This is a genomic window from Alkalihalophilus lindianensis, assembly GCF_032843265.1.
GTDB classification, from domain to species: Bacteria; Bacillota; Bacilli; order Bacillales; family Bacillaceae_D; genus Alkalihalophilus; species Alkalihalophilus lindianensis.
In genome coordinates this window covers 170,590-194,379 of the sequence record NZ_JAWJBA010000004.1, presented here as the reverse complement: position 1 = coordinate 194,379, position 23,790 = coordinate 170,590, and the positions used below count along the sequence as shown (strand labels likewise).

General features: G+C 40.3%; 18 protein-coding genes. 1 reads left to right on the top strand and 17 read right to left on the bottom strand.

The genetic code is table 11. The features are described 5' to 3' along the window. Positions 1–10 precede the first annotated feature (10 nt). The 11 genes from pknB to RYX56_RS13475 form a co-directional block, all read right to left on the bottom strand. Positions 11–2,119, bottom strand: a complete 2,109-nt coding sequence (pknB, locus tag RYX56_RS13525) for a Stk1 family PASTA domain-containing Ser/Thr kinase (protein ID WP_317122569.1) — start codon at positions 2,117–2,119, stop codon at positions 11–13. A 5-nt stretch (positions 2,120–2,124) separates the two neighbouring features. Further along, positions 2,125–2,889, bottom strand: a complete 765-nt coding sequence (locus RYX56_RS13520; RefSeq protein WP_439108492.1) for a Stp1/IreP family PP2C-type Ser/Thr phosphatase — start codon at positions 2,887–2,889, stop codon at positions 2,125–2,127. Positions 2,890–3,022: 133 nt separating this feature from the next. After that, positions 3,023–4,369 (bottom strand): 16S rRNA (cytosine(967)-C(5))-methyltransferase RsmB, encoded by a 1,347-nt coding sequence (gene rsmB, locus RYX56_RS13515; protein ID WP_317122568.1) that lies wholly within the window; start codon positions 4,367–4,369, stop codon positions 3,023–3,025. Beyond that, positions 4,362–5,312 carry a methionyl-tRNA formyltransferase gene (gene fmt / locus RYX56_RS13510; protein ID WP_317122567.1) on the bottom strand — a complete coding sequence of 317 codons (951 nt, stop codon included), beginning with the start codon at positions 5,310–5,312 and terminating at the stop codon, positions 4,362–4,364. The genes rsmB and fmt overlap by 8 nt, the downstream gene beginning before the upstream one ends. A 50-nt stretch (positions 5,313–5,362) precedes the next feature. Then, entirely contained in the window at positions 5,363–7,774 is a 2,412-nt protein-coding gene (priA, locus tag RYX56_RS13505; RefSeq protein WP_317122566.1) for a primosomal protein N', read from the bottom strand. Then, a complete protein-coding gene (gene coaBC, locus RYX56_RS13500; protein WP_317122565.1) occupies positions 7,774–8,994 on the bottom strand; it encodes a bifunctional phosphopantothenoylcysteine decarboxylase/phosphopantothenate--cysteine ligase CoaBC in 1,221 nt (406 codons plus the stop codon). The genes priA and coaBC overlap by 1 nt, the downstream gene beginning before the upstream one ends. A gap of 212 nt (positions 8,995–9,206) precedes the next feature. Beyond that, the gene (gene rpoZ, locus RYX56_RS13495; protein ID WP_317122564.1) at positions 9,207–9,425 is read right to left on the bottom strand and encodes a DNA-directed RNA polymerase subunit omega; all 219 of its coding nucleotides are present in this window, start codon (positions 9,423–9,425) and stop codon (positions 9,207–9,209) included. Further along, positions 9,425–10,039, bottom strand: coding sequence for a guanylate kinase (gene gmk / locus RYX56_RS13490; RefSeq protein ID WP_317122563.1), 615 nt, complete (start codon positions 10,037–10,039; stop codon positions 9,425–9,427). The genes rpoZ and gmk overlap by 1 nt, the downstream gene beginning before the upstream one ends. Before the next feature lie 93 nt (positions 10,040–10,132). Continuing rightward, complete coding sequence (gene remA / locus RYX56_RS13485; protein WP_317122562.1) at positions 10,133–10,396, bottom strand: extracellular matrix/biofilm regulator RemA; 264 nt, start codon at positions 10,394–10,396, stop codon at positions 10,133–10,135. 98 nt (positions 10,397–10,494) lie between these two features. Then, on the bottom strand, positions 10,495–11,382 hold the full coding sequence (locus tag RYX56_RS13480) for a YicC/YloC family endoribonuclease (protein WP_317122561.1): 888 nt from the start codon (positions 11,380–11,382) through the stop codon (positions 10,495–10,497). 135 nt (positions 11,383–11,517) lie between these two features. Beyond that, positions 11,518–14,223, bottom strand: coding sequence for a calcium-translocating P-type ATPase, SERCA-type (locus RYX56_RS13475; protein WP_317122560.1), 2,706 nt, complete (start codon positions 14,221–14,223; stop codon positions 11,518–11,520). Positions 14,224–14,410: 187 nt separating this feature from the next. Here RYX56_RS13475 and RYX56_RS13470 point away from each other — a divergent pair, with 187 nt between their 5' ends. Beyond that, positions 14,411–16,132 (top strand): Rqc2 family fibronectin-binding protein, encoded by a 1,722-nt coding sequence (locus RYX56_RS13470; protein WP_317122559.1) that lies wholly within the window; start codon positions 14,411–14,413, stop codon positions 16,130–16,132. Between the two features lie 697 nt (positions 16,133–16,829). Here RYX56_RS13470 and RYX56_RS13465 read toward each other — a convergent pair. The 6 genes from RYX56_RS13465 to carB are packed head-to-tail and all read right to left on the bottom strand — an operon-like array spanning position 16,830 to position 23,753. Further along, positions 16,830–17,489 carry a class I SAM-dependent methyltransferase gene (locus RYX56_RS13465; protein WP_317122558.1) on the bottom strand — a complete coding sequence of 220 codons (660 nt, stop codon included), beginning with the start codon at positions 17,487–17,489 and terminating at the stop codon, positions 16,830–16,832. 17 nt (positions 17,490–17,506) lie between these two features. Then, positions 17,507–18,145: an orotate phosphoribosyltransferase gene (gene pyrE / locus RYX56_RS13460; protein ID WP_317122557.1), complete on the bottom strand. Its 639-nt coding sequence runs from the start codon at positions 18,143–18,145 to the stop codon at positions 17,507–17,509. Next, positions 18,142–18,855 (bottom strand): orotidine-5'-phosphate decarboxylase, encoded by a 714-nt coding sequence (gene pyrF, locus RYX56_RS13455; protein ID WP_317122556.1) that lies wholly within the window; start codon positions 18,853–18,855, stop codon positions 18,142–18,144. The genes pyrE and pyrF overlap by 4 nt, the downstream gene beginning before the upstream one ends. Continuing rightward, a complete protein-coding gene (locus RYX56_RS13450; RefSeq protein WP_317122555.1) occupies positions 18,840–19,769 on the bottom strand; it encodes a dihydroorotate dehydrogenase in 930 nt (309 codons plus the stop codon). Before RYX56_RS13450 ends, pyrF begins: the two co-directional genes overlap by 16 nt. Continuing rightward, positions 19,766–20,545, bottom strand: a complete 780-nt coding sequence (locus tag RYX56_RS13445) for a dihydroorotate dehydrogenase electron transfer subunit (protein WP_317122554.1) — start codon at positions 20,543–20,545, stop codon at positions 19,766–19,768. The genes RYX56_RS13450 and RYX56_RS13445 overlap by 4 nt, the downstream gene beginning before the upstream one ends. After that, entirely contained in the window at positions 20,484–23,753 is a 3,270-nt protein-coding gene (carB, locus tag RYX56_RS13440; protein WP_317122553.1) for a carbamoyl-phosphate synthase large subunit, read from the bottom strand. Before carB ends, RYX56_RS13445 begins: the two co-directional genes overlap by 62 nt. Positions 23,754–23,790 lie beyond the last annotated feature (37 nt).

Genomic DNA, 23,790 nt, shown 5'->3' with positions numbered 1-23,790 from the left:
GCCCCCTCTATTAATCAATTGTATATTGTTTTGAACTATGAGCTTGATTTCCATTCACATAAACATCAAACGAACCTGGGTATTGTTCACTTACTTCAAGTGGGATTGAATACGTTTTTGGCTCTGAGATGGACTCTTCAATAAAGACTTGATCACTTCCCTCAGTAGTAGCATCTCGATAAACGATTCGAATGTCGTAACTGTTCCCAGCTTCTTGATCCTCAGCTGAAACATCAACAGGCTGATTCACTTCATATTGCTTTGTTACAGGCGAATCGTCTTGCGGCTCTGAATCTGGTTCTTCCGGTGTTGGTTCAGGCTCTGTGTCTGGTTCAGGCTCTGGTTCTGGTTCTGGTTCAGTTGGTTCCTCTTCTCTAGGTCCACTAGATATAATAATTTGGACGTCATCACCAGGTTGTACCATTGTAAACGGTCCCGGTGATTGACGAATAACTAGACCTTCAGCCACCGTGTCAGAATGTTCATTTTGGAAACGGCCATTTAATTCTACTTCATTTAGATATTCTCTGGCAGCTTCTTCACGCTCGCCCTCTAAATTTCGAAGTCTAATCTCAGATTGAACGGAGTATGTAAGGTACACCGTCGTCTCACCCGCTACCACACTTTCACCTGCATTAGGACGTTGCTCAGTGACGATTCCTGGAGATTGAGTCGAGTCAACTCGTTCTATCCGCTCGACTGTTAACCCTTGTTCATCAAGCAAACGTTCAGCACGGTCAATTGGCAAACCCGTTACATCATCAAGCTCAAAACTTTCTTCCCCTTCACTCACATATAAAATAACCCTAGATTGTTCTTTCACTTTTGAACCAGGTCGCTGGCTTTGACGTGCGACATGACCAGGCTCTATGCCCTCAGCTTCTATATCTTCTCGCTCAACAACTAAATTTAAACTGAGTAATTCTTCTTCTGCTTCTTCGTAAACCATCTCTACTACGTCAGGTACTTCCACTTCAGCTACATAAAAAAGATTTGGGAAGAGCACCAAAGCTGCAACAGAAGAACCTAAAAGTAAGAACAAGACGATTAAACCAATGATCCACCACTTCTTCTTTTTCTTCTTAGAGGGAGTCTCCTCTTTTATCGCTTCACCTTGAGATGAAACAGACTCTCCATTTGTAGGGACAATTGGAGCTGGTGGGATTGTTCGCTCTTCAGATCTTACTTCAATTGTTTTATCAACATCATCTTCATTCACTTGATCATCCTTGATAATAGGAATCGCCTTTGTCATATCCTCTTCAACATCATTAGCATAAAATACAGGCTCATTTATACGAGCAGGATCGAGCACCGTTTCGACGTCTTCTTCCATTTCATGAATAGAAGGATAACGCTTTTGAGGATCCTTTATTGTAGCCTTCCGAATAACATTCTCAATACTTTGAGGTAAGTCTGGAACAAGCGCCTTAGCAGATGGCACTTCATTTTGTAAATGTTTAATAGCAATGGAGACTGCAGTATCACCTTTAAACGGTAAAGTGCCTGTAACCATTTCAAACAGCACAATCCCTAACGAATAAATATCAGAGCGATACGTGATATGTCCCCCGCGAGCTTGCTCTGGTGATAAATAGTGAACAGAGCCCATGACGGAATTCGTGTGGGTGATCGTTGCGGAAGAAATAGCTCTAGCAATTCCGAAATCAGTCACCTTGGCTACACCATCACGACTGACTAAAATGTTGTGTGGTTTAATATCACGATGAATGATTTGATTGGCATGGGCGTGAGCAATCGCTGCCATCATTTGCTTTAATAGATCAAGTACTTGATCAACCTGAAGGGTACTTTGTTGTTGGATTAACTCTTTTAATGTTAAACCTTCAACATATTCCATCACAATATAGTAAGTATTTCCTTCTTCACCCACGTCAAAAATATTAACTACGTTTGGATGGTTAAGACTTGTAGCAGCTTGAGCTTCTCTACGAAAACGTTTAATAAATTGTTCATCTTCTGAAAATTGTGGTTGGAGAACTTTGACTGCAACATGGCGATCTAAAATGACATCTAATGCTTTATAAACATTTGCCATTCCTCCGCCACCGATCGTTTCAAGAATCTGATAACGACCCGCAATTCGATTACCTATCATTTCCCTCACCTAGCCTTATCCGCATCAACAGCATTAGGATATTCAACTATCGCAATTGAAATGTTATCTTCTCCGCCACGTTCGTTCGCCTTAGTAATAAACGTTTCTGCTCTTGTCTCAATTGGTTCATCCGCCTGTAGAATAGCTTCCATCTCATCTGTTTCCATTTTATTTGATAGACCATCAGAACAAAGCATGATGATCTGCTGCTCTTCTACTTGAAGAGTTTGCACGTCCACTTTGATAGCTCGTTCGGTGCCTAAAGCTCTAAGCAAAACATTTTTACGCGGATGATGTTCTGCTTCCTCTTCAGTAATTTGTCCAGTGTTCACTAATTCCTGTACCAAGGAATGATCGGAGGTTTTTAATTTAAATCCAAATTCATTTCCGATGTACACTCTGCTATCACCCACATGAGCAAGTGACACAAATTCCTCCGTACATAGAGCAGCTACAATCGTTGTACCCATCCCTTGACACTCTTTATGATTCATCGCGTGATCATAGAGGTATTCATTTAATCTTGTACATTGTTCTGTTAACCATTTTTCTGCTTCTTTAGCTGTCATAACAGCTTGTACCTTCGCCCATTCTTTTTCAAGAAATGAAACAGACATACTGCTTGCAACATCACCAGCTAAATGACCACCCATACCATCAGCTACGATTGCTAGGATTCCATATTCATTTGAAAAAACGCCTCCACTATCTTCATTGTGGGTACGAACTTTCCCTACATTTGTCTGGAACGTATAGTGCATCTTCTCCATCACCTCATCTCCCTTTAAAGCCTAACACGATTTGCCCAGTACTTTCATACGCTTAAAGTACTGATACATCTAGCGAAACACATACCCTTTTGTTTCGCTAGATGTAAGAAAAATCCTTTATAAGCAATGTAAATTACTGTTTGACCATACTAGAAATAAAGAACCCATCCGTTTTAAAGTCTTGAGGAAGAATGGTTACCATACCCTCTTTAAATCGTTTTGACTGTTGAACTTGAAGTGGTAATCTTTCTTTTAGCTGACCATCCATTTTAAACGTTGGCTGGTTGCTTAAAAATAAATCTACAGTCTGTTCATTCTCATCTTTATCCACAGTACACGTACTGTATACTAATGTACCACCTTTTTTTAATAGAGGGGCTATAGCATCCAAAATAGCTAGTTGAACTTTTTGAATCGCAGCTATATCTTCTTCTTTCTTTGCCCATTTAATATCCGGCTTACGTTTAATCACTCCAAAGCCTGAGCAAGGAGCGTCCACAAGAATACGATCAAAGCTTTCAGATTCATACTCTTCTTGAAGTTTTCTTGCATCTTGTGCAGTTGCTTCAATAATAGAGAGTCCAAGACGATTTGCTTGTCCCCGAATTAATTTCACCTTATGTTCATGTAAATCAAATGCGTAGATCGTACCTTCATTATTCATTTGTTCTGCTAGGTGAGTCGTCTTACCACCAGGAGCGGCACAAACATCCGCCACTCGTTCACCAGGTACTGAACCAAGAGCTCGTCCTACTAACATAGAACTTTCATCCTGAGCCGTAACATAGCCTTCCTTAAATACGTTTGTTTCAAAAAGCTGACCACTGACAATGATTATGGCATCTTCAGAAAGATCTCCTTCTTTTGCCTCAACCTCTTCTTTTTGGAGCATCGAGATCACTTGGGCTCTAGTTGCTCTTGTTTGATTTACTCGAACGGTTACAGCAGGGGAGACTAGGTTTTCTTCACACATTAAGCGAGTATCCTCTTCACCAAATTGGTCAACCCAACGTTTCACAAGCCATTCCGGATGACTCGTTTCAAGAGCAATACGTTTGACTGGATCCTTCAGATCCTTAATATCAGGTACACCTTCTCTTTGAATGCTTCGTAGCACACCATTTACCATCCCACTGATCCCTTGATGACCACGTTTTTTTGCAATGGTCACCGCTTCATGCACAATGGCACGATCTGGAATACGGTCAAGGTACACTAGTTGATAAACCGAAATTCGTAGCAACACTTTCACCCAGGCATCTAATTTATGCAACCCTTTTTTTACAAAAGGATGCAAAAAGTAATCGAGTGTATCACGACGTTGAATGGTGCCGTATACGAGCTCAGTTAATAGGCCGATATCACGACGATCTAATTTTGATTGCTTGATCGTTTGATTGAGCAAAAGGTTACTATACGCTTGATTTTTTTCAATTTGCATTAAGACATCTACTGCCACTTCACGGACATTTTTACTCATGTTCTTCTCCAAGTTTCATACCTACTTCTAAATGACTACCAGCACCACGTAAAAACTGTTCTGCCGTCATTCGTTTTTTTCCAGATGGTTGTAAATCGGTAATCGTTAAAGCCGTTTGATTTCCAGTTGAAACGACGAATGCATCACTTTCAAATGCTAGAATGGTACCCGGCTCATTTCGAGTCGAAACTGCTACTTTATTAGCCCACCAGATTTTTAAAGGTTTATTATCAAGAGTTGTAAAAGCAACAGGCCACGGATGCAAGCCACGAACTTGGTTGTACAGTTCTTCACCGCTCTTGGACCAGTCCATTTTTTCCATCTCACGACTAATATTTTTAGCAAATGTTACACCCGACTCATCTTGTACAACTGGTGTTAACTTTCCTTCGATTAACGGAGGGATCGTTTCACTTAATAGCTTAGCACCAGCTACACTTAATTTATCATGCACGGAGCCTACATGATCGTCTTCTAAAATAGGAACCTTCACTTGTGTCAAAATATCTCCCGCATCTAACTTTTCTACCATATACATAATCGTAATACCGGTTTCAGACTCCCCATCAATAATAGACTGATGAATAGGAGCTCCTCCTCGATACTTAGGAAGTAAGGAGGCATGAACATTAATACAACCATGTTTTGGCTTTTCTAAAATATCATTCGGTAGAATTTGACCATATGCAGCTGTGACGACTAAGTCTGGTTGATAGCTAAGGACACGCTCTACTTCTTCTTTGTTTCGAATGCGCTCTGGTTGTAAAACTGGAATTCCATGGCTTTCTGCCTCTACTTTTATAGGAGGAGGTGTCATGATGCGCTTTCTTCCAACAGGGCGATCAGGTTGGGTCACACATGCCACTACTTCATATCCTTCTGTTACTAATTGACGTAAAACCGGTACGGAAAAGTCCGGTGTTCCCATAAATACAATTTTCATTTACTGCTCCTGCCTTTCTCTGATCCGTTCATCTGTATCTCAATGTTTGATTACATAAATAAATAAGGCTGCAAATCGATCGAGATTTGCAATTGGCCTTGATTCATTTCTTTTAAATAATGTTGCTGAATTTCCCGCAACGTGCTAACGAGCTTAGGTTCATTTTTGTATTTTATCATGCATTGATAGCGATATCTATCTTTAATACGAGCAATAGGAGAGGCAACTGGACCTAATATAACCGTATCCTCAGCCAGCTCTCTTTTAAGAAATTGAGTGATTTTTTCAGTCACCCCAATGACTTTGGTTATTTCAGGATGGGAAACATTTAGTAACGTTAAATAATAGTAAGGAGGATAGCCCCCTTGCTTGCGCTGGCGCATCTCCATCTCAAAATAGGCTTCATAATCATGTGATTTTACTAATTCAATGCTGTAATGCTCGGGTGAATACGTTTGGATAATCACCTCACCAAGCAACTCATGACGCCCTGCTCTTCCACTAACTTGTTCCATGAGTTGAAACGTTCTCTCACTCGATCTAAAGTCAGGGATATGTAACATTGAATCTGCTGCTAATACACCTACTAGAGTGATTTTTGGGAAGTCCAATCCTTTAGCAATCATCTGAGTTCCAAGAAGGATGTCTGCTTGGCCATTTCCAAAAGAAGTGAGAAGCTTCTCATGTGCTCCTTTTTTTCGCGTTGTATCTACATCCATTCTGATCACTCTTGCCTCAGGTAGAACACGAGCTAACTCTTCTTCGACTTTTTGTGTACCCGTTCCAAAAAACCTAATATGCTCGCTACCACATGATTCACACGTCTGTGGCATCGCTTCTTCATGACCGCAATAATGACATTTTAATTGGTTATGACTTCTGTGGTAGGTTAAGGAAATATCACAGTGTTCACATGTAGCAACATACCCACAGTCACGGCACATCACGAAAGTTGAATACCCTCTTCGATTTAAAAATAGAACAGTCTGTTCGCCTCGCTCTAATCTCTCTTGCATACCCTCTAGTAAAACCGTAGAGAACATTGACCTATTTCCTAAGCGCAACTCTTCTCGCATATCGATGACATTCACACTAGGCATCGGACGATTATTGACACGCTCTGATAAAGGTAAGAGTGTGTACACACCTTTTTTGGCCCGTGCAAATGACTCTAACGCAGGTGTTGCACTTCCTAATATGACCGGACACTTATGATAACGTCCTCTATACATCGCAACATCTCGCGCATGATAACGAGGGTTTTCTTCTTGCTTATAGCTTGCTTCATGCTCTTCATCAATAATGATGAGACCGAGGTTTGTAAAAGGAGCAAAGATAGCCGATCTAGCTCCAACAACTACCTTTACTTCACCCCTATGAATCTTACGCCATTCATCATATTTTTCTCCCATTGATAAACCTGAATGAAGAACAGCTACCTTCGATCCAAAACGTCCCTTAAATCGATCCACCATCTGAGGGGTAAGGGCTATTTCTGGAACCAGAACAATTGCTTCTCCACCATTATCCAACGTTTTGGCTATGGACTGTAAGTAAATTTCCGTTTTCCCACTCCCTGTGACCCCATGAACTAAAAAGGCTTCATGCTTGTTGTCCTCAAGCGTTTGGAGAATAGGTGCAATCACCATTGCTTGCTTATCCGTTAATGGCAGTGGCTTTGTTTGCTTAAAATCTTTCCCCCCAGTCGGGTCACGATACACTTCTTGTTCGCCTTCAATAACTAAGCCGCTTTTAAATAATGGCGTTAGGGTAGCACGTGTTGTATTAAGCTTGCTTAATAGCTCCATTGTTTTGACTGGTTCCGATTGATCAAATAAAGAACGGAGGACATCTTGTTGTTTTTTTGCACGTGGTGATACATGTGCAAGGATTTCGTCAAGGGTCTGATCTGTAGGAACAAGCGAAAGTACTCTTTCTGTTTTTTTATTGCCCTTATCTTTTACTATATAGTGAAGATCTAGCTCTTCATGTTGAATTAATTTTTGAACAGACCTCACAAGGCTTGGATGCTCTTTGGTCAAAACGTCCCAACTTATACGATCCGATTTTCCAAAAAGGGCTTGAAGAGCCATGCCAAGTTTTCCACGATCTCCAGATATGACAACCTCTTTTTTTACTTTTGCACGAAGCGCAGCCGGTAACATTACGTGATAAGCAGACACTTTAAAACTAAGGGTTTCATCCGTTAGCCAATCTCCAAGATTGAGTAACTCTGGTGTTAAAACAGGTATCACATCTAGTATATCTATAACCTTCTTTAACTTTTGATGAGTTGAGGTCTCTGTCAGTTCAATCACAAAACCCTGTATCGTTCTTGGACCAAACGGAACAACGACCCGCATTCCTGGTTTGACCACATCTTCCCAATCTGTAGGTACCCGATAATCGAAGAGACGATCCGTTTGTTGTGAAGGTACATCAACAACCACTTTTGCAATCATTAAGGGGTATTCCTTTCTGTATAAGAAACAATTTCATCGATAATGCGTGAAGCGACTTCATCTTTTGATTGCTGATCATAACGCTTTGTCAGCCCATCTTTAGAGAGAATGGTTACAATATTCGTATCTCCCTTAAAGCCTGCACCTGGAGTTGTAATATTGTTGGCAACAATGAGGTCTAAATTCTTCTTTTCAAGTTTTTGCATTGCATAATCTTCTACATGTTCTGATTCAGCTGCAAATCCGACAAGAATTTGAGATGCCTTTCTCTCTCCAAGAGTATGTAAAATATCTTTTGTACGCTCCATTTCCACACCCCACTGGCCTGGCTGTTTTTTACGCTTCTGATCAAATGTTTCTTTAGGTCTGTAGTCAGCCACAGCTGCTGATTTAATCACGATATCAGCATTAGGATAGACCGACATCACAGCGTTAAACATTTCTTCAGCCGTTGTGACATGAACAACATCTACTCCGGTTGGTTCAGGTAGTTGTGTAGGTCCTGAAATTAACGTAACTGCAGCACCCGCTTGCTTAGCAGCACGAGCTACAGCGTATCCCATCTTCCCAGTCGAATGATTTGTAAAATACCGGACCGGATCAATTTTCTCTTGGGTCGGTCCAGCTGTAATGACGACCTTTTTTCCTTTTAATGGTTGCTTTGAACCAGTTACATCTTCTAAAAGAGCATGCTCAATAACCTCAAATAAAGATTCAGGCTCCGCCATTCGCCCTTTACCCGTCCATCCGCAGGCCAGATACCCAGACTCACCTTCTACAAACGAATAGCCATAGTCCTTAAGGGTTGCTATGTTTTTTTGTACAGCTGGGTGTTGATACATATTCACATTCATCGCCGGTGCAAGGTAAATATCTGCTTTCGTCGCTAGTAGTGTAGTCGTAACCATATCGTCTGCAATTCCGTTAGCTAATTTCCCAATCACATTTGCCGTAGCTGGGGCAACCATGACTAAATCAGCCCAATCTGCCAGATCAATGTGTGCAATTTTTGTTGGGTCTGGTTCGTGAAATGTCCAATCATACACAGGGTTTCTTGACAGGGCTTGAAAGGTTAATGGCGTGACAAATTCTTTTGCAGATTCAGACATCATCACCTTTACTTCAACACCTACTTGGACTAATTTGCTTGTTAATGTGCAAGCTTTATAAGCTGCAATCCCACCTGATACAGCTAATAGTACTTTTTTTCCTTTTAGCATCGTAACTCCTCACCCTTCACATTTGTCGATTATATTTTTCCAAGCGTCCGTTTCGTACTTTTAATCATTCATCTTGTATGTATCATACCTGCTTGTCTTAACGTAAACAAAGAGCCTGCCCCCTAAAAACAAAAATTGATCCTTCTTACAGAAATTCTGTGAGATCAACCTTTGGTTTGTTGAGAGTCAGACTCTTTCCCCTGATTTATAAACTAGTCTTTTTCAATTGGGTTGACACGCTCAAAGCGTAAGTGCTCTTCTAAAATCTCTTCTAGAGCCATCCCAACAGGCTTGTATGCTTTTGGACGCGTTACAAGTGGTCCACGCTTCGCATCGTCACGAATTTCTCTTGCACGTTTTGCCGAAACGGTAACAAGCGTGTATTTTGAATCTAACTTATCCATTAATGAATCAATCGATGGGTATAACATTAGTCTACCTCCACTAACTCTTTGTATTTTTCAATTAATCGTTCTCTTTTGCAATGTTCTGCGACAACGATGGATTTAATTCGCTCAACAGCAAGCTCAACCTGATCATTCTCAACAACATAATCATATTTTTTCATCATGTCGATTTCTTCTCTCGCTACCGTCATGCGCTTATTAATGACGTCTTCTGTTTCCGTACCACGCCCTACAATTCGCGCTCTAAGTTCAGCAAGACTTGGCGGCATAAGGAAGATAAATACACCCTCAGGGAACTTCTCACGAACTTTCAGCGCACCTTGCACTTCAATCTCTAAAATTATATCTTGTCCATTATCAAGTGTTTCTCTCACATAGTCAATAGGTGTACCATAGTAATTGCCTACATACTCTGCCCACTCTAGCAGTTGATCATGTTTAATCATCTCTTCAAAATCATCGCGAGTTTTGAAGAAGTAGTTAATGCCGTCTACTTCACCTGCGCGAGGCTGTCTCGTTGTAGCAGAAACAGAATATTGAATATCTGTATCTTCTTTACGTAATGCTCCACAGACAGTCCCTTTCCCCACACCTGCTGGACCTGATAATACAATTAATAAACCTTTTTCTTTCTTCATGGAAACCTCCTACACCACATAGATTGCACACTTTGTGGCTGCAACTTTCAATTAAAATGTACCTGATTAAAAATAAGGCATTCACAACATGTGTTATGCCTCTTCCGAACCTTCTTCCTTACTTGTCAATCGTTGAGCAACAGTCTCAGGCTGAACCGCGCTTAAGATGACATGGTCACTATCTGCAATAATTACGGCTCTTGTGCGGCGTCCGTAAGTTGCATCAATTAGCATATTACGATCGCGGGCATCTTGAATAATTCGCTTGATTGGTGCTGATTCTGGACTAACAATGGAAATAATTCGATTAGCTGATACGATATTTCCAAATCCAATGTTAATGAGTTTAATATTCATGCATGTTCCCCCATCTGTTAGGAGAGCCGACTACCACTCTCATCATTTTTATCCAAACTAACCTAACTATATACGAAAAGGCGTTCGATTTCTACGCTCTATTCAACATTTTGTACTTGTTCTTTAATCTTTTCTATGTAACTTTTCAATGAAACCACAAGTTGTCTTATTGTAGCATCATTTATTTTAGACCCAATTGTGTTCACTTCACGGTTCATCTCCTGAACAAGAAAATCCAACTTTCTCCCAATTGGGTAATCTTCCTGGTCGCAAATGTCGGTAAAATGAGCAATGTGAGATTGTAGGCGTACAAGCTCTTCATTAATATCTGCTTTTTCAGCATAAATGCATGCCTCTGTTATGATTCGGTCCATAATCGACTCATTCAAGTCCGCTAAGCTTTGAGCGATTCTATCTTGCATTTTTTGTTGAAGCAGACGGTTTAATTCAGGAGCTTTTGTTTCAATCTCTAAGATGATTTTTTTCATCTGATTCAATTGATTGAACAAATCAAGTTTTAATTGTTTTCCTTCCCTGCTTTTCATCTCTATTAATGAATCCACACAAGCTTCCACGGCTGACACGATCATTTTCTTTGCTTCTTCAAGATCCTCACGTTCTACTTCAACTCTTTTCACAAGTTGATCTTGCAAGATAAGTGTATTGATGTCCAATACCCCATCAATTTCTTGAGACGTGGACTTAAGTTCTTCAGCAATTCTCGTATACTCACTTAATAGGTCATAATCAATCACTAATCTCTGTTTAACTAGTTCACCTTTTTCTATATGAATGAAAAGGTCGATTTTACCCCGCTTAACCTTACTATGTAAACATGATTGTATGTCTTCTTCAAGAGAAAGAAACATTTGTGGTATGCGAGGGTTGCATTCAAAAAAGCGATGATTAACCGCTTTTGCTTCTACATTTATTGAAAAATGATTTTGTTTAAAGTTGCAACGTCCGTAGCCCGTCATACTTCGCATAATATCACATCCATGGCTCTATTCTAACGGACTTTATTCGTGGCAACAAGTAGAATCTCTTTAGATCACTGATTTTCATGTTGTTTAGAAAAATGAAACGAGTTCACGAATACGTGAACTCGTCTGCCTAATGAATCATTTCTTTTTAATCAATTGAAAGCCACCTAACGCGACTGTTGGAATAGAGGCCATCCCAAGGACTAATAGCCACTCTCTAATATCTAAGGCGACCGTATGGAAAACTGGCTGTAATGGTGGATAATACACAACCGCAATCATTAGTAAGATCGAGATCAATACCGCACCTACTAAGTATCGATTTTCAAATGGATTTCGGTGGTAAACAGAATATTCACTTCGGCAATCGAATACATGAATGAGTTGAGCCATAACTAACGTAACAAAGGCTACTGTTTGCGCCCTGATCAATTCAGCTGGGTGAGCTTGAAGTGTGAGCCAAAAGGCTGCTAAAGTAACAATCCCTATCATAAATCCACGGCTAATAATCTTCCAAGTCAGTCCCCTTGCAAACACACCTTCCTTTGGATTTCTCGGAGCCCTCTTCATCACATCCCCTTCTGCTTGGTCCATTCCAAGAGCCATAGCTGGAAGACCATCTGTCACCAAATTAATCCATAAGATTTGGATGGCAACAAGAGGTAAAGGCATACCTAGAATCATCGCAAATAACATTACGAGAATTTCTCCAACATTTGAAGCCATCATATAGCGAATGAACTTACGAATGTTTTCGTATATGTTTCGACCTTCTTTAATCGCCGATTTTATCGTAGCGAAGTTGTCATCACTTAAGATGAGCGAGGAGGCTTCTTTCGCTACATCCGTCCCGGTAATCCCCATCGCAATCCCGATATTTGCTGCTTTTATAGCCGGGGCATCATTAACCCCATCCCCTGTCATAGCCACAATGTGGCCTCTTGCTTGAAGAGCTTTGACTATTTTTAACTTATCTTCAGGTGATACACGTGCATAGACATCCACATCATCTACACAACCTTCTAGGTCTGCAACACTCATTTGCTTAAGGGTTTTTCCTTCAAGTACTTGACCGCCCTCTCGTAAAATCCCTAGTTGCCCTGCTATAGCCGAGGCTGTTAGACGATGATCTCCTGTAATCATAATGGTCTTAATTCCTGCCTGCCTACATTCTAGAATCGAATCTTTCACTTCAGGTCTTGGGGGGTCAATCATCCCTTCTAACCCTAAAAAGGTTAATTGTCTCTCTGCTTCGAATGACTGCTGGCATATTTCATTCGTTTTAAGAGGTCGATAGGCAACCGCAATGGTTCTTAAAGCTTGACTAGATAAGGTAGCAATCACTTTCTCCACTTCATCTTTTCGTTGTGATGTCAATGCCTCAGTCTGATTGTTATAGGCAATGGTAGTACATTGAGATAATATGACATCTGGTGCTCCTTTTGTGATGATAAAAGAACGGCCTTGTTTATCCCTTACAATAACGCTCATCATTTTTCTAGCTGAGTCGAATGGAAATTCAAGTAACCTAGTATATTGTTCTTTTAGACCAATTGTGCTGTAGCCTGCTTTCATTGCTGCAACGACTAAAGCTCCTTCAGTCGGATCACCATCTAAAACAAACTCTCTTCTTTCTTTTCGGAGCATCCCTTGTTTAATCGAACGCTCCATTAGCGTTGCATTGTTACATAAGGCTCCGTAACTTAACAATTGCTGCAAAGCTCGTTCACGTGCTGGACTTATCTCTACTCCATTTAGATGGAACGACCCACTTGGCTCATACCCAAGACCACTCACACTCCATGATTTCCCACCAGACCAAAGTTTCGTTACAGTCATTTTATTTTGGGTAAGGGTGCCTGTTTTATCTGAACAAATGACAGATGCACAACCTAATGTTTCAACAGCTGGTAACTTGCGTACAATCGCTTTTCGTTTGATCATTCTTTGAACACCTAGAGCTAATGCTACAGTCACAATAGCAGGAAGCCCTTCTGGAATCGCAGCTACAGCAAGAGAGACTCCTGATAAGAACATTGTATATACATCATGTCCTTGCCACACGCCAATCACAACAACCAGTGCTGTTAATAATAACGCGACCGCTATTAAAATTTTTCCTAACTGTTCAAGTTTATGCTGAAGAGGTGTCACCAATGTTTCGGTTGATTGGAGCAGATGAGCAATTTTCCCCATCTCAGTTTTCATCCCTGTGCTTACCACAACCCCAATCGCATTCCCTTGTGTGACCATCGTGCCCATAAATGCCATGTTCTCTTGATCTCCTAAAGTTGCATCCTTCGTATCAAGAGGAGATGCATGCTTTTGGACGGGAACCGATTCTCCAGTAAGGGATGATTCCTCTACACGCAATCCATTTGCTGAAGTTAAACGAATGTCTGCTCCGATTCGATCCCCGCTACTCAGTTTAACAACGTCACCTGGTACGACATGAGTAGAAAGAACTTTTTGCCATACACCATTTCTGTTTACCATCATTTGTGGAGAAGAAAGTTCTTTTAGGGCATCAAGTGACTTTTCAGCTTTACGCTCCTGAACAAAACCTAAAATTCCGTTTAGTAAAATAATAAACATAATGGTCACTGCATCGATGTACTCGCCTAAAAGTCCAGAAATAAGTGTTGCTGCTAGTAACACAAGAACCATAAAGTCTTTGAACTGGTTTAAAAACACAAAAAAAGCAGGTGTTTTTTTGCCATCATCGAGCTTATTTGCCCCATAAACGCGCAACCTCTTTTGTACTTCTTTTTCAGATAAGCCTGTCTCAATCTTTGTCTGAACTGACCTTTCGACTTCTTCTGTATTCATCTTTAACCACTGCATGCCGCCACCCCACAATTTGTCCTCTCATCTCCCTACTAAGAAAAACAACAATTCCTAATAGGTATTTATACAAGCCATCTTATTCAGTGAAGAGGAAAAACATGCTATACTAACGAAAGCAAATTGAACAACCCTACCTTAATCACTCAAAAAGAGGGAACATTGTTCTTAGAAGAGGTGAACGTACATGTCATTTGACGGCATCATGACTCGTGCCATTACACACGAGCTTTCTCATACCCTACACTCAGGTCGAATTTCAAAAATATATCAACCATTTAAAACAGAACTAGTCTTTACTATCCGGTCAAATGGAAAAAACCACCAATTACTCTTATCAGCTAATGCAAATTTTGCAAGAATTCATCTAACGAATGAAAAACACCCAAATCCTACTCAACCTCCAATGTTTTGTATGCTTCTTCGCAAACATCTCGAAGGAGGCATTATTGAGTCTATTGAACAAGTTGATATGGAGCGTATTATCGAGATTACGATTCGTAACAAGGATGAATTAGGAGATATTCAGACAAAAAAACTAATTGTTGAAATCATGGGACGTCATAGCAATATGATGATCGTTGATGCGAAAACTATGGTCATTTTAGATAGCATTAAACATGTTAGTATTGCTCAAAGTAGTTACAGAACGGTTCTACCAGGACAGTCATATAAAAGACCTCCCGAGCAAGAAAAGCAAAATCCGATCGAAGCAGATGAAGCAGGCATCTTACGTGAAATTGATTTTAATCAAGGTAAGTTAGATCGTCAGCTTGTAAACCGCTTTAGTGGACTCTCTCCGCTGATAGCAAAAGAAGTCATTCACCGATCAGGCATGTCTAATCGACAATCACTCCCAGATGCGTTTTTAAGTATTCTCTCGGATGTACGTAATCAGCAATATTACCCTCAAATGATTGAAGCAGATGGGCGAGAGTATTTTAGTGTCGTGAACTTGACTCATTTAAAAGGTGAAGTACGTAGCTTCCCTACCGTAAGTGAGATGCTTGATCGATTCTTTTACGGAAAAGCAGAGCGCGATCGAGTTAAACAACAAGCGTTTGATTTAGAGAAACTGCTCCGAAATGAGTATCAAAAGAGCAAAAAGAAAATCATTAAGCTTGAACGCACACTAACGGATGCTGATAAGGCGAAAGAGTATCAAAAAAAAGGGGAGCTTCTAACAGCTAACCTTCATCTTGTAAAACGTGGAGATCCAAAAGTAGAGGTGATCGATTATTACGATGAATCACAACCAACCCTTGAAATCTCCCTTGATCCTTTAAAGTCTCCATCAGATAATGCTCAAGCCTACTTTAAAAAATACAATAAAGCTAAGAAATCAGTAGCTGTTGTACGTGAACAAATTGAACGCACAAAAGAAGATATTCATTATTTAGACCAAGTCATTCAACAAACAGAAAGTGCTTCACCTAGGGATATTGAAGAGATTCGTGAAGAGTTGATCGAAGAAGGATACTTACGTCGCAGGCAAAAGCAATCCAAAAAGAAGCGCAAGGATGAGAAACCTCAGCTTGAGATCTATACTTCATCAACTGGATTATCCTTTTATGTAGGGAAAAACAATAAACAAAATGATTACTTAACGAATCGATTTGCTAGACAAGATGAAATTTGGCTTCACACAAAAGATATACCAGGCTCTCATGTGGTGATTCGCAGTACCGAGCCAGATGAAACAACCATTATCGAAGCAGCCACCGTTGCAGCATTTTTCAGTAAGGCCCGTCAATCAAGTTCTGTTCCTGTTGATTACACGAAAATCCGCCATGTCAAAAAACCTAATGGCTCAAAACCTGGTTTTGTCACCTATGATCAGCAAACAACCGTGTTTGTCACACCAGATGAAGATACGATTTTACGTTTAAGATCTAAAGAAACAACCTAAAGAAAAGCGGGGAATCATATGATTCCTCCGCTTTTTATTCTTGCTAGCAATCTATTATTCGTTTGTTATATGTGAATCCTCATACTAATTTGCATTTAACTTCGTTCAAAAGACATTCTAGGCAAGTGAGCCTTTTTACGCTATGATAAATAAGAAAAACAAGTTGGAGGAGGTTCTAATGAAGCATTTATTTAAAATCTCCTTATTCATGATTGTTGCACTACTCACCGTCTCAATTTATGGTGTTGATTCTCATCATTCTTCATATCTAGGTATGCCCAATGATAGTTTATTTGAATACGAGAAAGAGCCTCTTTTTCAAAGTGATACAAAGCTTAGCTTTCATTCTTTTCAGGCGAGCATTCTCTTAATCTATGGTCTTATTCACGTACTTTTATATTTTCGTCAACAACCTGTATGGTATATGATGAAAAGGTTTCTTTTTCTTAAAACCCGTTATTTCAGGTCTAATTATCTCATTTCTTCTTTCAACTATTGTCACTATTACGTTGACTAAAAGGAGGAATGAACATGATGTGGATTCGTTTTTTATTAGTTGGTCTACTATCGTTCTCTGCACTTGGAATTTTTACATTTCAAGGTGTAGAGGCTATTAATGCTTTTATTGAGCTAGCTAAAAAAGATTAAAATTAAAAAGCTCCCTTCTCTTTATAAAAGACGAGGGAGCTTTTTATCGTTATTTTGCTGCTAATGTAATCATCGCCAGGCCATTTAATACAGACTGATGCCTAACTTTTTTAGCTCCTAATTTCAGGAGTAAGTCTGTTAAAGTCTCTTCAGAATAGCGGTGGCGCCTGGTTGAAATATTAGACCATTTAACCAAAGTCTCTTTTTCAAACCCTGTTATATTATGTAGGTCTGCATATGCTGATGCTCGTTCCATATTCATTGTTTCACTTGGATTCAACATCACAATATGCCCTGTATCCTTTGTCACACGAAGCATTTCCTTGATTCCTTTTTCCGGTTCAGGTAATAAAAACATCACACAAGTAGATAAGACACAATCAAATTCCCCGTTTTGAAATGGTAACTCATATGCATCCCCTACTTTGAAAAGGGTTTTATTTGTTGCTTCCATACCTTCAAATAAATCTTTTGCAGCTGAGATCATTTCAGGTGATAAATCGACTCCTACTAAACGATTAGCTTCATTCAATCCCCTAGTTAACAACCTACCTGTGCCACATCCTACATCTAAAACGTCCTTTTCGAACCAAGATGTACTCATCTCTTTTAATTGATCGTGAACTTGACTTAACCACTGCGTACGTGCCATGCCATCAAAAAAAGAAACGAGTGAATCAAATTCTGCACCATCCATCTTCCTCATCATACTCCACCTTTTTTTAATCAGTCGTTTTGGGTTAACCAACTAGTCGAAGAAGGATCATTGCTCCATGCAACTAGCTTCTTTAACTCTTCTTCACTGATTGTACCACGGCCTTTAGCTACTTCAAGTAAAGTTGAATAAGATGTTAAAACAGATGCCTCTATATCGATTTCTTTAAAATGGTCTTCTGCTTTCTTTAATTCATAGGTGAATATAGCAGCAACCCCGATTACATCCGCACCTGCTTCTTTTAATGCTTCGGCTGCTTTAATAGCACTTCCACCTGTGGAAATCAAATCTTCTATAATGACCACTTTTTGTCCCGGAACTATTTTCCCTTCAATTTGGTTTTGTTTTCCGTGACCTTTTGCGCTTCCTCTTACATACACCATTGGCAGGTCTAATAATTCACTTACCCAAGCTGCATGAGGAATCCCTGCTGTAGCCGTTCCAGCAATGACTTCAACATCCGGGTACTTCTTATTAATTAATACTTCAAATTCACCTGCAATTAAACGACGAACGTTCGGATAGGATAATGTCATGCGGTTATCACAATAAATTGGTGATTTAATACCTGAACTCCATGTAAAAGGGTCATTTGGTGAAAGTGTAACGGCCTCAATATCTAGTAAGGATGCTGCGATTTGTTTATTCATTTTCCTTCCTCCCAATCCTTTTTCATTTGTTGATACATCTTGTAGGGATCACTTGCCCCAGTAATACTCCGTCCAACAACAATCCCCCAACTACCAAGCTCTCTGGCTTGTTTCGGTGTTACGACTCTCTTTTGATCTTCTACCGCATCACTCGTCTGACGAATGCCGGGAGTAACGGTTAAAAATTCAGGACCACAAACCTCATTAATAATAGGGACTTCAAGAGCAGAACTTACTACACCATCAAGCCCGCTTCTTTTTGCTAAGGAAGCATATTGGGTAACAACATGAGTTAAGTTTTTTTCAATTAATAGCTCTTCAGTCATCATTTGCTGATCTGTACTCGTCAATTGAGTCACTGCCAGCAACTTAGGACGTGACCCACCTGCTGGCGTACCTTTCTCAAGTCCTTCACGTGCCGATTCCATCATCTTCTGACCACCTGCAGCATGAACATTAACTAGATCGACTTCTAAACGACTTAGGACCGTCATGGCCTTCCCTACAGTATTAGGGATATCATGAAGCTTCAAATCAAGAAAGATTTGATGGCCATCTTGTTTTATTTGCTCAATAATTCTCGGACCTTCTTGATAATAAAGCTCCATTCCCACTTTCACGAATATTGAATCCTTTTTGAACGGCTCTAGTAATCTTTCTCTCGCCTCTTTTTGATGGACATCTAGAGCAATGATTAACGGACGCTGCATGGTTCTCTCCAACTCCCTCCAATAAGCTCTCTCACATCATTAATACCAAGTTCATCTAGTTTAGCTGGTAACTCTTCAATTAACCTTGGGCAGATATAAGGGTCTACAAAGTTGGCAGTCCCAATGGCTACTGCGCTAGCTCCGGCTAACATCATTTCAATAACATCTTCAACGGTTTGCACCCCACCCATTCCAATGATGGGGATGGAAACAACTTGGCTCACTTGATGAATCATTCGGATAGCTACAGGCTTTATCGCAGGACCGGATAACCCCCCTGCTCCGTTTGCTAAGATTGGTTTGCGCGTTTTTAAGTCAATTCGCATTCCGAGCAATGTGTTAATCATCGATAAACCATCAGCACCAGCAGCCTCGACTGCCTTTGCCATTGCGACAATATCAGAAACATTTGGTGAGAGTTTTACATATACAGGCTTTGTTGAAACCTGTTTCACAGCAGCTGTTAATTCAGCTGCCACTTCAGGAATGGTACCAAAGGCAATTCCTCCTTGCTTAACGTTAGGACAAGAGATATTTAACTCAAGAGCAGCTACATATGGACTACGAGAAAGCTTTTTGGCAACTTCGATGTAATCCTCCATTTTGGCCCCAGCTACGTTTGCAATAATAGGAACATCAAATTGACCTAGTCTAGGTAATTCTTGCTCAAGCACTCCGCTTAAGCCAGGATTTTGTAAGCCGATCGCATTTAACATGCCAGCTGTCGTTTCAGCGACACGAGGAGTTGGATTACCAAATCGTGCTTCTGAAGTAGTCGCCTTTATCATAATCGCTCCGAGTCGGTCTAAATCATAAAATTCAGCGTATTCTTTTCCAAAACCAAAGCAACCTGAAGCTGGCATAATAGGATTTTTCAATGAAAGACCTGGTAATTCAATGGATAATCGACTCATATGACAACCTCCCCTACCTTAAATACCGGACCATCAGTGCATACTTTACGGTAGCTTGTGCCCTCTGGGTCATCAGATGTGTGACAAACGCAAGCAAAACAAGCTCCGATTCCACAACCCATTCGTTCTTCAAGTGATAAATAGGCTCGTTGACCTTTGTACTTCTCATTTAAGACACGTAACATAGGAGAAGGACCACAGCTGTATAGGAGATCACACTCTAGCTTATAGGACTCGATTGCATTAGTAACAAACCCTTTTGTCCCATAAGTTCCATCAACAGTCGTCACATATGTTGGTCCAAGCTTTGAAAATTCTTCTTCGTAAAATACATCTTTTTTAGACTGGAAGCCAAGTACATGAATCACATTTACTCCACGTTCAACAAGCTGCTTTGATAAATAATATAATGGCGGAACTCCGATACCACCTCCGACAAGGAGAGCGGTTTCTCCTTGTCGGGCTTCCTCGACCGGAAATCCCACTCCAAGCGGACCAAGCACGTCGATTTCCTCTCCTGCTACCTTTTTAGAAAGACGAGTCGTGCCTTGACCTTCTACTCGGTAAATCATCTTGAATGTTTTTGAATTCAGGTTCACATCACCGATACTAAGTGGTCTTCTTAACAGAATGTCATCAAAATTCCCTACTTTTATATGCACAAACTGACCAGGGTTTGTCATTTGCAAGACTTGCTCTCCTTCACAGGTTAGTTCATAGATGCGATCCGCTACTAACTGTTGACTTGTGATTTTGAAGATTGCTTGTTTCTGCATTCATTACTCCCCCTTTAGGTGCTTCCATTTGTGGCATACTCTCTGATGTGAATGTGATTGATTCTAATACACTTAACAATGCATCCGCTGTATCGATTGACGTTAAGCAAACAACGCCATTCTCAACAGACTCACGACGAATTCTAAACCCATCACGTGCAGGTTGCTTTCCTCTAGTTAATGTATTGATAACAAACTGAGCTTGTCCTTGTCTGATCACATCAAGTAAGTGAGGCTTTTCTTCACCAATTTTATTCACAGTTGTTACAGGGATCCCGAGCTCTTTAATTTCCGCTGCAGTTCCAGCTGTAGCAAGAATGTCATAACCGATGCGGTGAAAACGCTCGACTAAACTTAAAGCTTCATCTTTATCCTTATCCGCAATTGTAAACAAAACCGAACCATGCGTCGGGATTTTCATACCAGATGCAATTAATCCTTTGTATAGAGCTTTCTCAAGCGTAACATCACGTCCCATTACTTCCCCTGTTGATTTCATTTCAGGTCCTAATGTAATGTCTACACGACGCAATTTAGCAAAGGAGAAGACCGGAACTTTAACCGATACAACCGTTGACTCTGGGTGATAGCCTGTTGCATAACCTAGTTCTGGAAGAGTTTTTCCTAACATTACTTTCGTTGCTAAGTTAGCCATCGATACTCCGGTAATTTTACTCAGAAATGGAACGGTACGACTTGAGCGCGGGTTAACTTCAAGTACATACACCTCATCTTTATGCCATACATATTGAATGTTTAGTAGACCAACAATCTTCAATCCTCTTGCAATCGCAATCGTACGATCAATGATCTTTTCCTTTAAATGCTCTGGTACGGTTTGAGGAGGATACACTGCAATCGAGTCACCTGAATGAACTCCTGCTCTCTCAATATGTTCCATCATTCCTGGAATGTAGACATTTTCGCCATCAGAAATGGCATCTACTTCAAGCTCTTTTCCTGTTAAATAGCGATCAATCAAGACTGGGTGCTTCGGATTAATTTTGACTGCATGCGTCATATAATGTAATAACTCTTCTTCCTTATATACGATCTCCATAGCCCGTCCCCCTAGAACATAAGAAGGTCTAACTAATACTGGGTAGCCAATAGAGTTCGCTATCTTTACTGCTTCATCCACTGATGTCGCAGTTTTCCCTAAAGGTTGTGGAATATCTAATGCAAGAAGTGTTTGTTCAAATTTATCACGATCTTCTGCTCGGTCCATATCTTCAAGAGACGTTCCAATGATCTTCACTCCACGAGCTGATAATTCATCTGCTAGATTGATTGCTGTCTGACCACCAAATTGTACAATCACACCTTCTGGTTGTTCGTGATTGACAACATGCATAACATCCTCTACCGTTAGCGGTTCAAAGTATAATTTATCCGATGTGCTAAAATCAGTTGAAACCGTTTCAGGGTTATTGTTCATGATGATTGCCTCATAGCCTGACTCTTTAATCGCCCAAACAGTATGAACAGTTGCATAATCAAACTCAATTCCTTGCCCAATTCGAATTGGACCAGAACCTAGCACTAATATGCTCTTTTTAGCTGTTCGTACTGACTCCATTTCCTCTTCATACGTTCCATAATAATACGGCGTAGCTGATTCAAATTCTGCAGCACATGTGTCTACCATTTTATAGACTGGTATGATGCTTTCATTCATACGAGTTTCATAGATTTCTCTTTCAGTTGTCTCCCATAGCTTTGCTATTTGAGAATCAGAAAAACCTCTCTCTTTTGCTTCAGTTAATACTTCTAGGTTGTTAGTATGTTCACTAAGGTTACGCTCGATTGCGACGATGCGGTTAAGCTTTTGAAGGAAGAATCGGTCAATATCAGTTAACTCATGCAACTCGTCAATCCCAACGCCTCTTCTTAACAGCTCTGTTAAAGCAAAAATTCGTTGGTCATCTGGTTTCGTAATTTTCACCTTTAATGCATCTGTATCTAATTCATTCACATCTCCATCATTTAAATGATCATATCCAGCTTCTAGAGAGCGAACAGCTTTAAGTAATGATTCTTCTAGATTACGACCAATCGCCATTACCTCTCCTGTTGCTTTCATTTGAGTGCCTAGCTTTCGATTAGCTGCTTCAAATTTATCAAAAGGCCAACGAGGAATTTTTGACACTACATAATCTAGGGCAGGTTCAAAGCTAGCATAGGTTGTTTTGGTGACTGGATTTTGGATCTCATCTAGAGCATAACCAACAGCAATTTTGGCAGCCATCTTCGCAATTGGGTAGCCTGTTGCTTTTGACGCTAATGCTGATGAACGGCTGACACGAGGATTCACCTCGATAATATAGTATTGGTCACTATCTGCATCAAGGGCAAACTGGACATTACATCCACCTTCAATTCCTAAGGCACGAATGATTTTCAATGATGAATTACGTAGCATTTGATAATCACGATCCGTTAATGTTTGACTAGGTGCAACAACGATCGAGTCGCCTGTATGAACACCTACCGGATCAAAGTTTTCCATATTACACACGACAATTGCTTGGTCGGACTTATCACGCATGACTTCATATTCAACTTCTTTGAACCCAGCAATGCTTTTTTCAATCAAGCATTGTGTAACGGGACTGTACTTTAAACCACTCGTTACAATTTCTTCTAATTCTTCGTCATTGTGGACAATTCCGCCCCCAGTTCCACCTAATGTATAAGCTGGACGAACGATCACTGGATAACCTATCTCATCAACAAAATGTTGGGCTTCTTTAAGCGTATGAACAATCTCACTATCAGGAACAGGCTCATTCAACTCCCTCATTAATGCGCGGAATTGCTCACGATCCTCAGCCTGTTTGATCGCTTTTAATTTGGTTCCGAGTAATTCGATGTTGTACGTGTCTAGAATGCCAGATTCATCAAGCTCCATCGCCATATTCAAACCTGTTTGACCCCCAAGTGTTGCAACAATTCCGCAAGGACGTTCTTGGCGAATAATTCGACTGACAAACTCAAGTGTAATTGGTTCAATATACACGCGATCTGCCATTGTCGTATCCGTCATTATCGTTGCTGGATTTGAATTAATGAGAATGACCTCATACCCTTCTTCTTTAAGAGCCTGACATGCTTGCGTTCCTGCATAATCAAATTCTGCAGCTTGACCGATGACAATTGGGCCTGACCCAATCACTAGAATTTTATTGATATCCGTACGTTTACCCATATTACTCTCTCCTCCCGGCATTTCCCTTAGTTATCTT

Coding starts and splice junctions, on each gene's coding strand:
- pknB (WP_317122569.1), bottom strand. CDS start 2,119: ATGATAGGTAATCGAATTGCGGGTCGTTATCAGATTCTTGAAACGATC.
- RYX56_RS13520 (WP_439108492.1), bottom strand. CDS start 2,889: ATGGAGAAGATGCACTATACGTTCCAGACAAATGTAGGGAAAGTTCGT.
- rsmB (WP_317122568.1), bottom strand. CDS start 4,369: ATGAGTAAAAATGTCCGTGAAGTGGCAGTAGATGTCTTAATGCAAATT.
- fmt (WP_317122567.1), bottom strand. CDS start 5,312: ATGAAAATTGTATTTATGGGAACACCGGACTTTTCCGTACCGGTTTTA.
- priA (WP_317122566.1), bottom strand. CDS start 7,774: ATGATTGCAAAAGTGGTTGTTGATGTACCTTCACAACAAACGGATCGT.
- coaBC (WP_317122565.1), bottom strand. CDS start 8,994: ATGCTAAAAGGAAAAAAAGTACTATTAGCTGTATCAGGTGGGATTGCA.
- rpoZ (WP_317122564.1), bottom strand. CDS start 9,425: ATGTTATACCCATCGATTGATTCATTAATGGATAAGTTAGATTCAAAA.
- gmk (WP_317122563.1), bottom strand. CDS start 10,039: ATGAAGAAAGAAAAAGGTTTATTAATTGTATTATCAGGTCCAGCAGGT.
- remA (WP_317122562.1), bottom strand. CDS start 10,396: ATGAATATTAAACTCATTAACATTGGATTTGGAAATATCGTATCAGCT.
- RYX56_RS13480 (WP_317122561.1), bottom strand. CDS start 11,382: ATGCGAAGTATGACGGGCTACGGACGTTGCAACTTTAAACAAAATCAT.
- RYX56_RS13475 (WP_317122560.1), bottom strand. CDS start 14,223: ATGCAGTGGTTAAAGATGAATACAGAAGAAGTCGAAAGGTCAGTTCAG.
- RYX56_RS13470 (WP_317122559.1), top strand. CDS start 14,411: ATGTCATTTGACGGCATCATGACTCGTGCCATTACACACGAGCTTTCT.
- RYX56_RS13465 (WP_317122558.1), bottom strand. CDS start 17,489: ATGATGAGGAAGATGGATGGTGCAGAATTTGATTCACTCGTTTCTTTT.
- pyrE (WP_317122557.1), bottom strand. CDS start 18,145: ATGAATAAACAAATCGCAGCATCCTTACTAGATATTGAGGCCGTTACA.
- pyrF (WP_317122556.1), bottom strand. CDS start 18,855: ATGCAGCGTCCGTTAATCATTGCTCTAGATGTCCATCAAAAAGAGGCG.
- RYX56_RS13450 (WP_317122555.1), bottom strand. CDS start 19,769: ATGAGTCGATTATCCATTGAATTACCAGGTCTTTCATTGAAAAATCCT.
- RYX56_RS13445 (WP_317122554.1), bottom strand. CDS start 20,545: ATGCAGAAACAAGCAATCTTCAAAATCACAAGTCAACAGTTAGTAGCG.
- carB (WP_317122553.1), bottom strand. CDS start 23,753: ATGGGTAAACGTACGGATATCAATAAAATTCTAGTGATTGGGTCAGGC.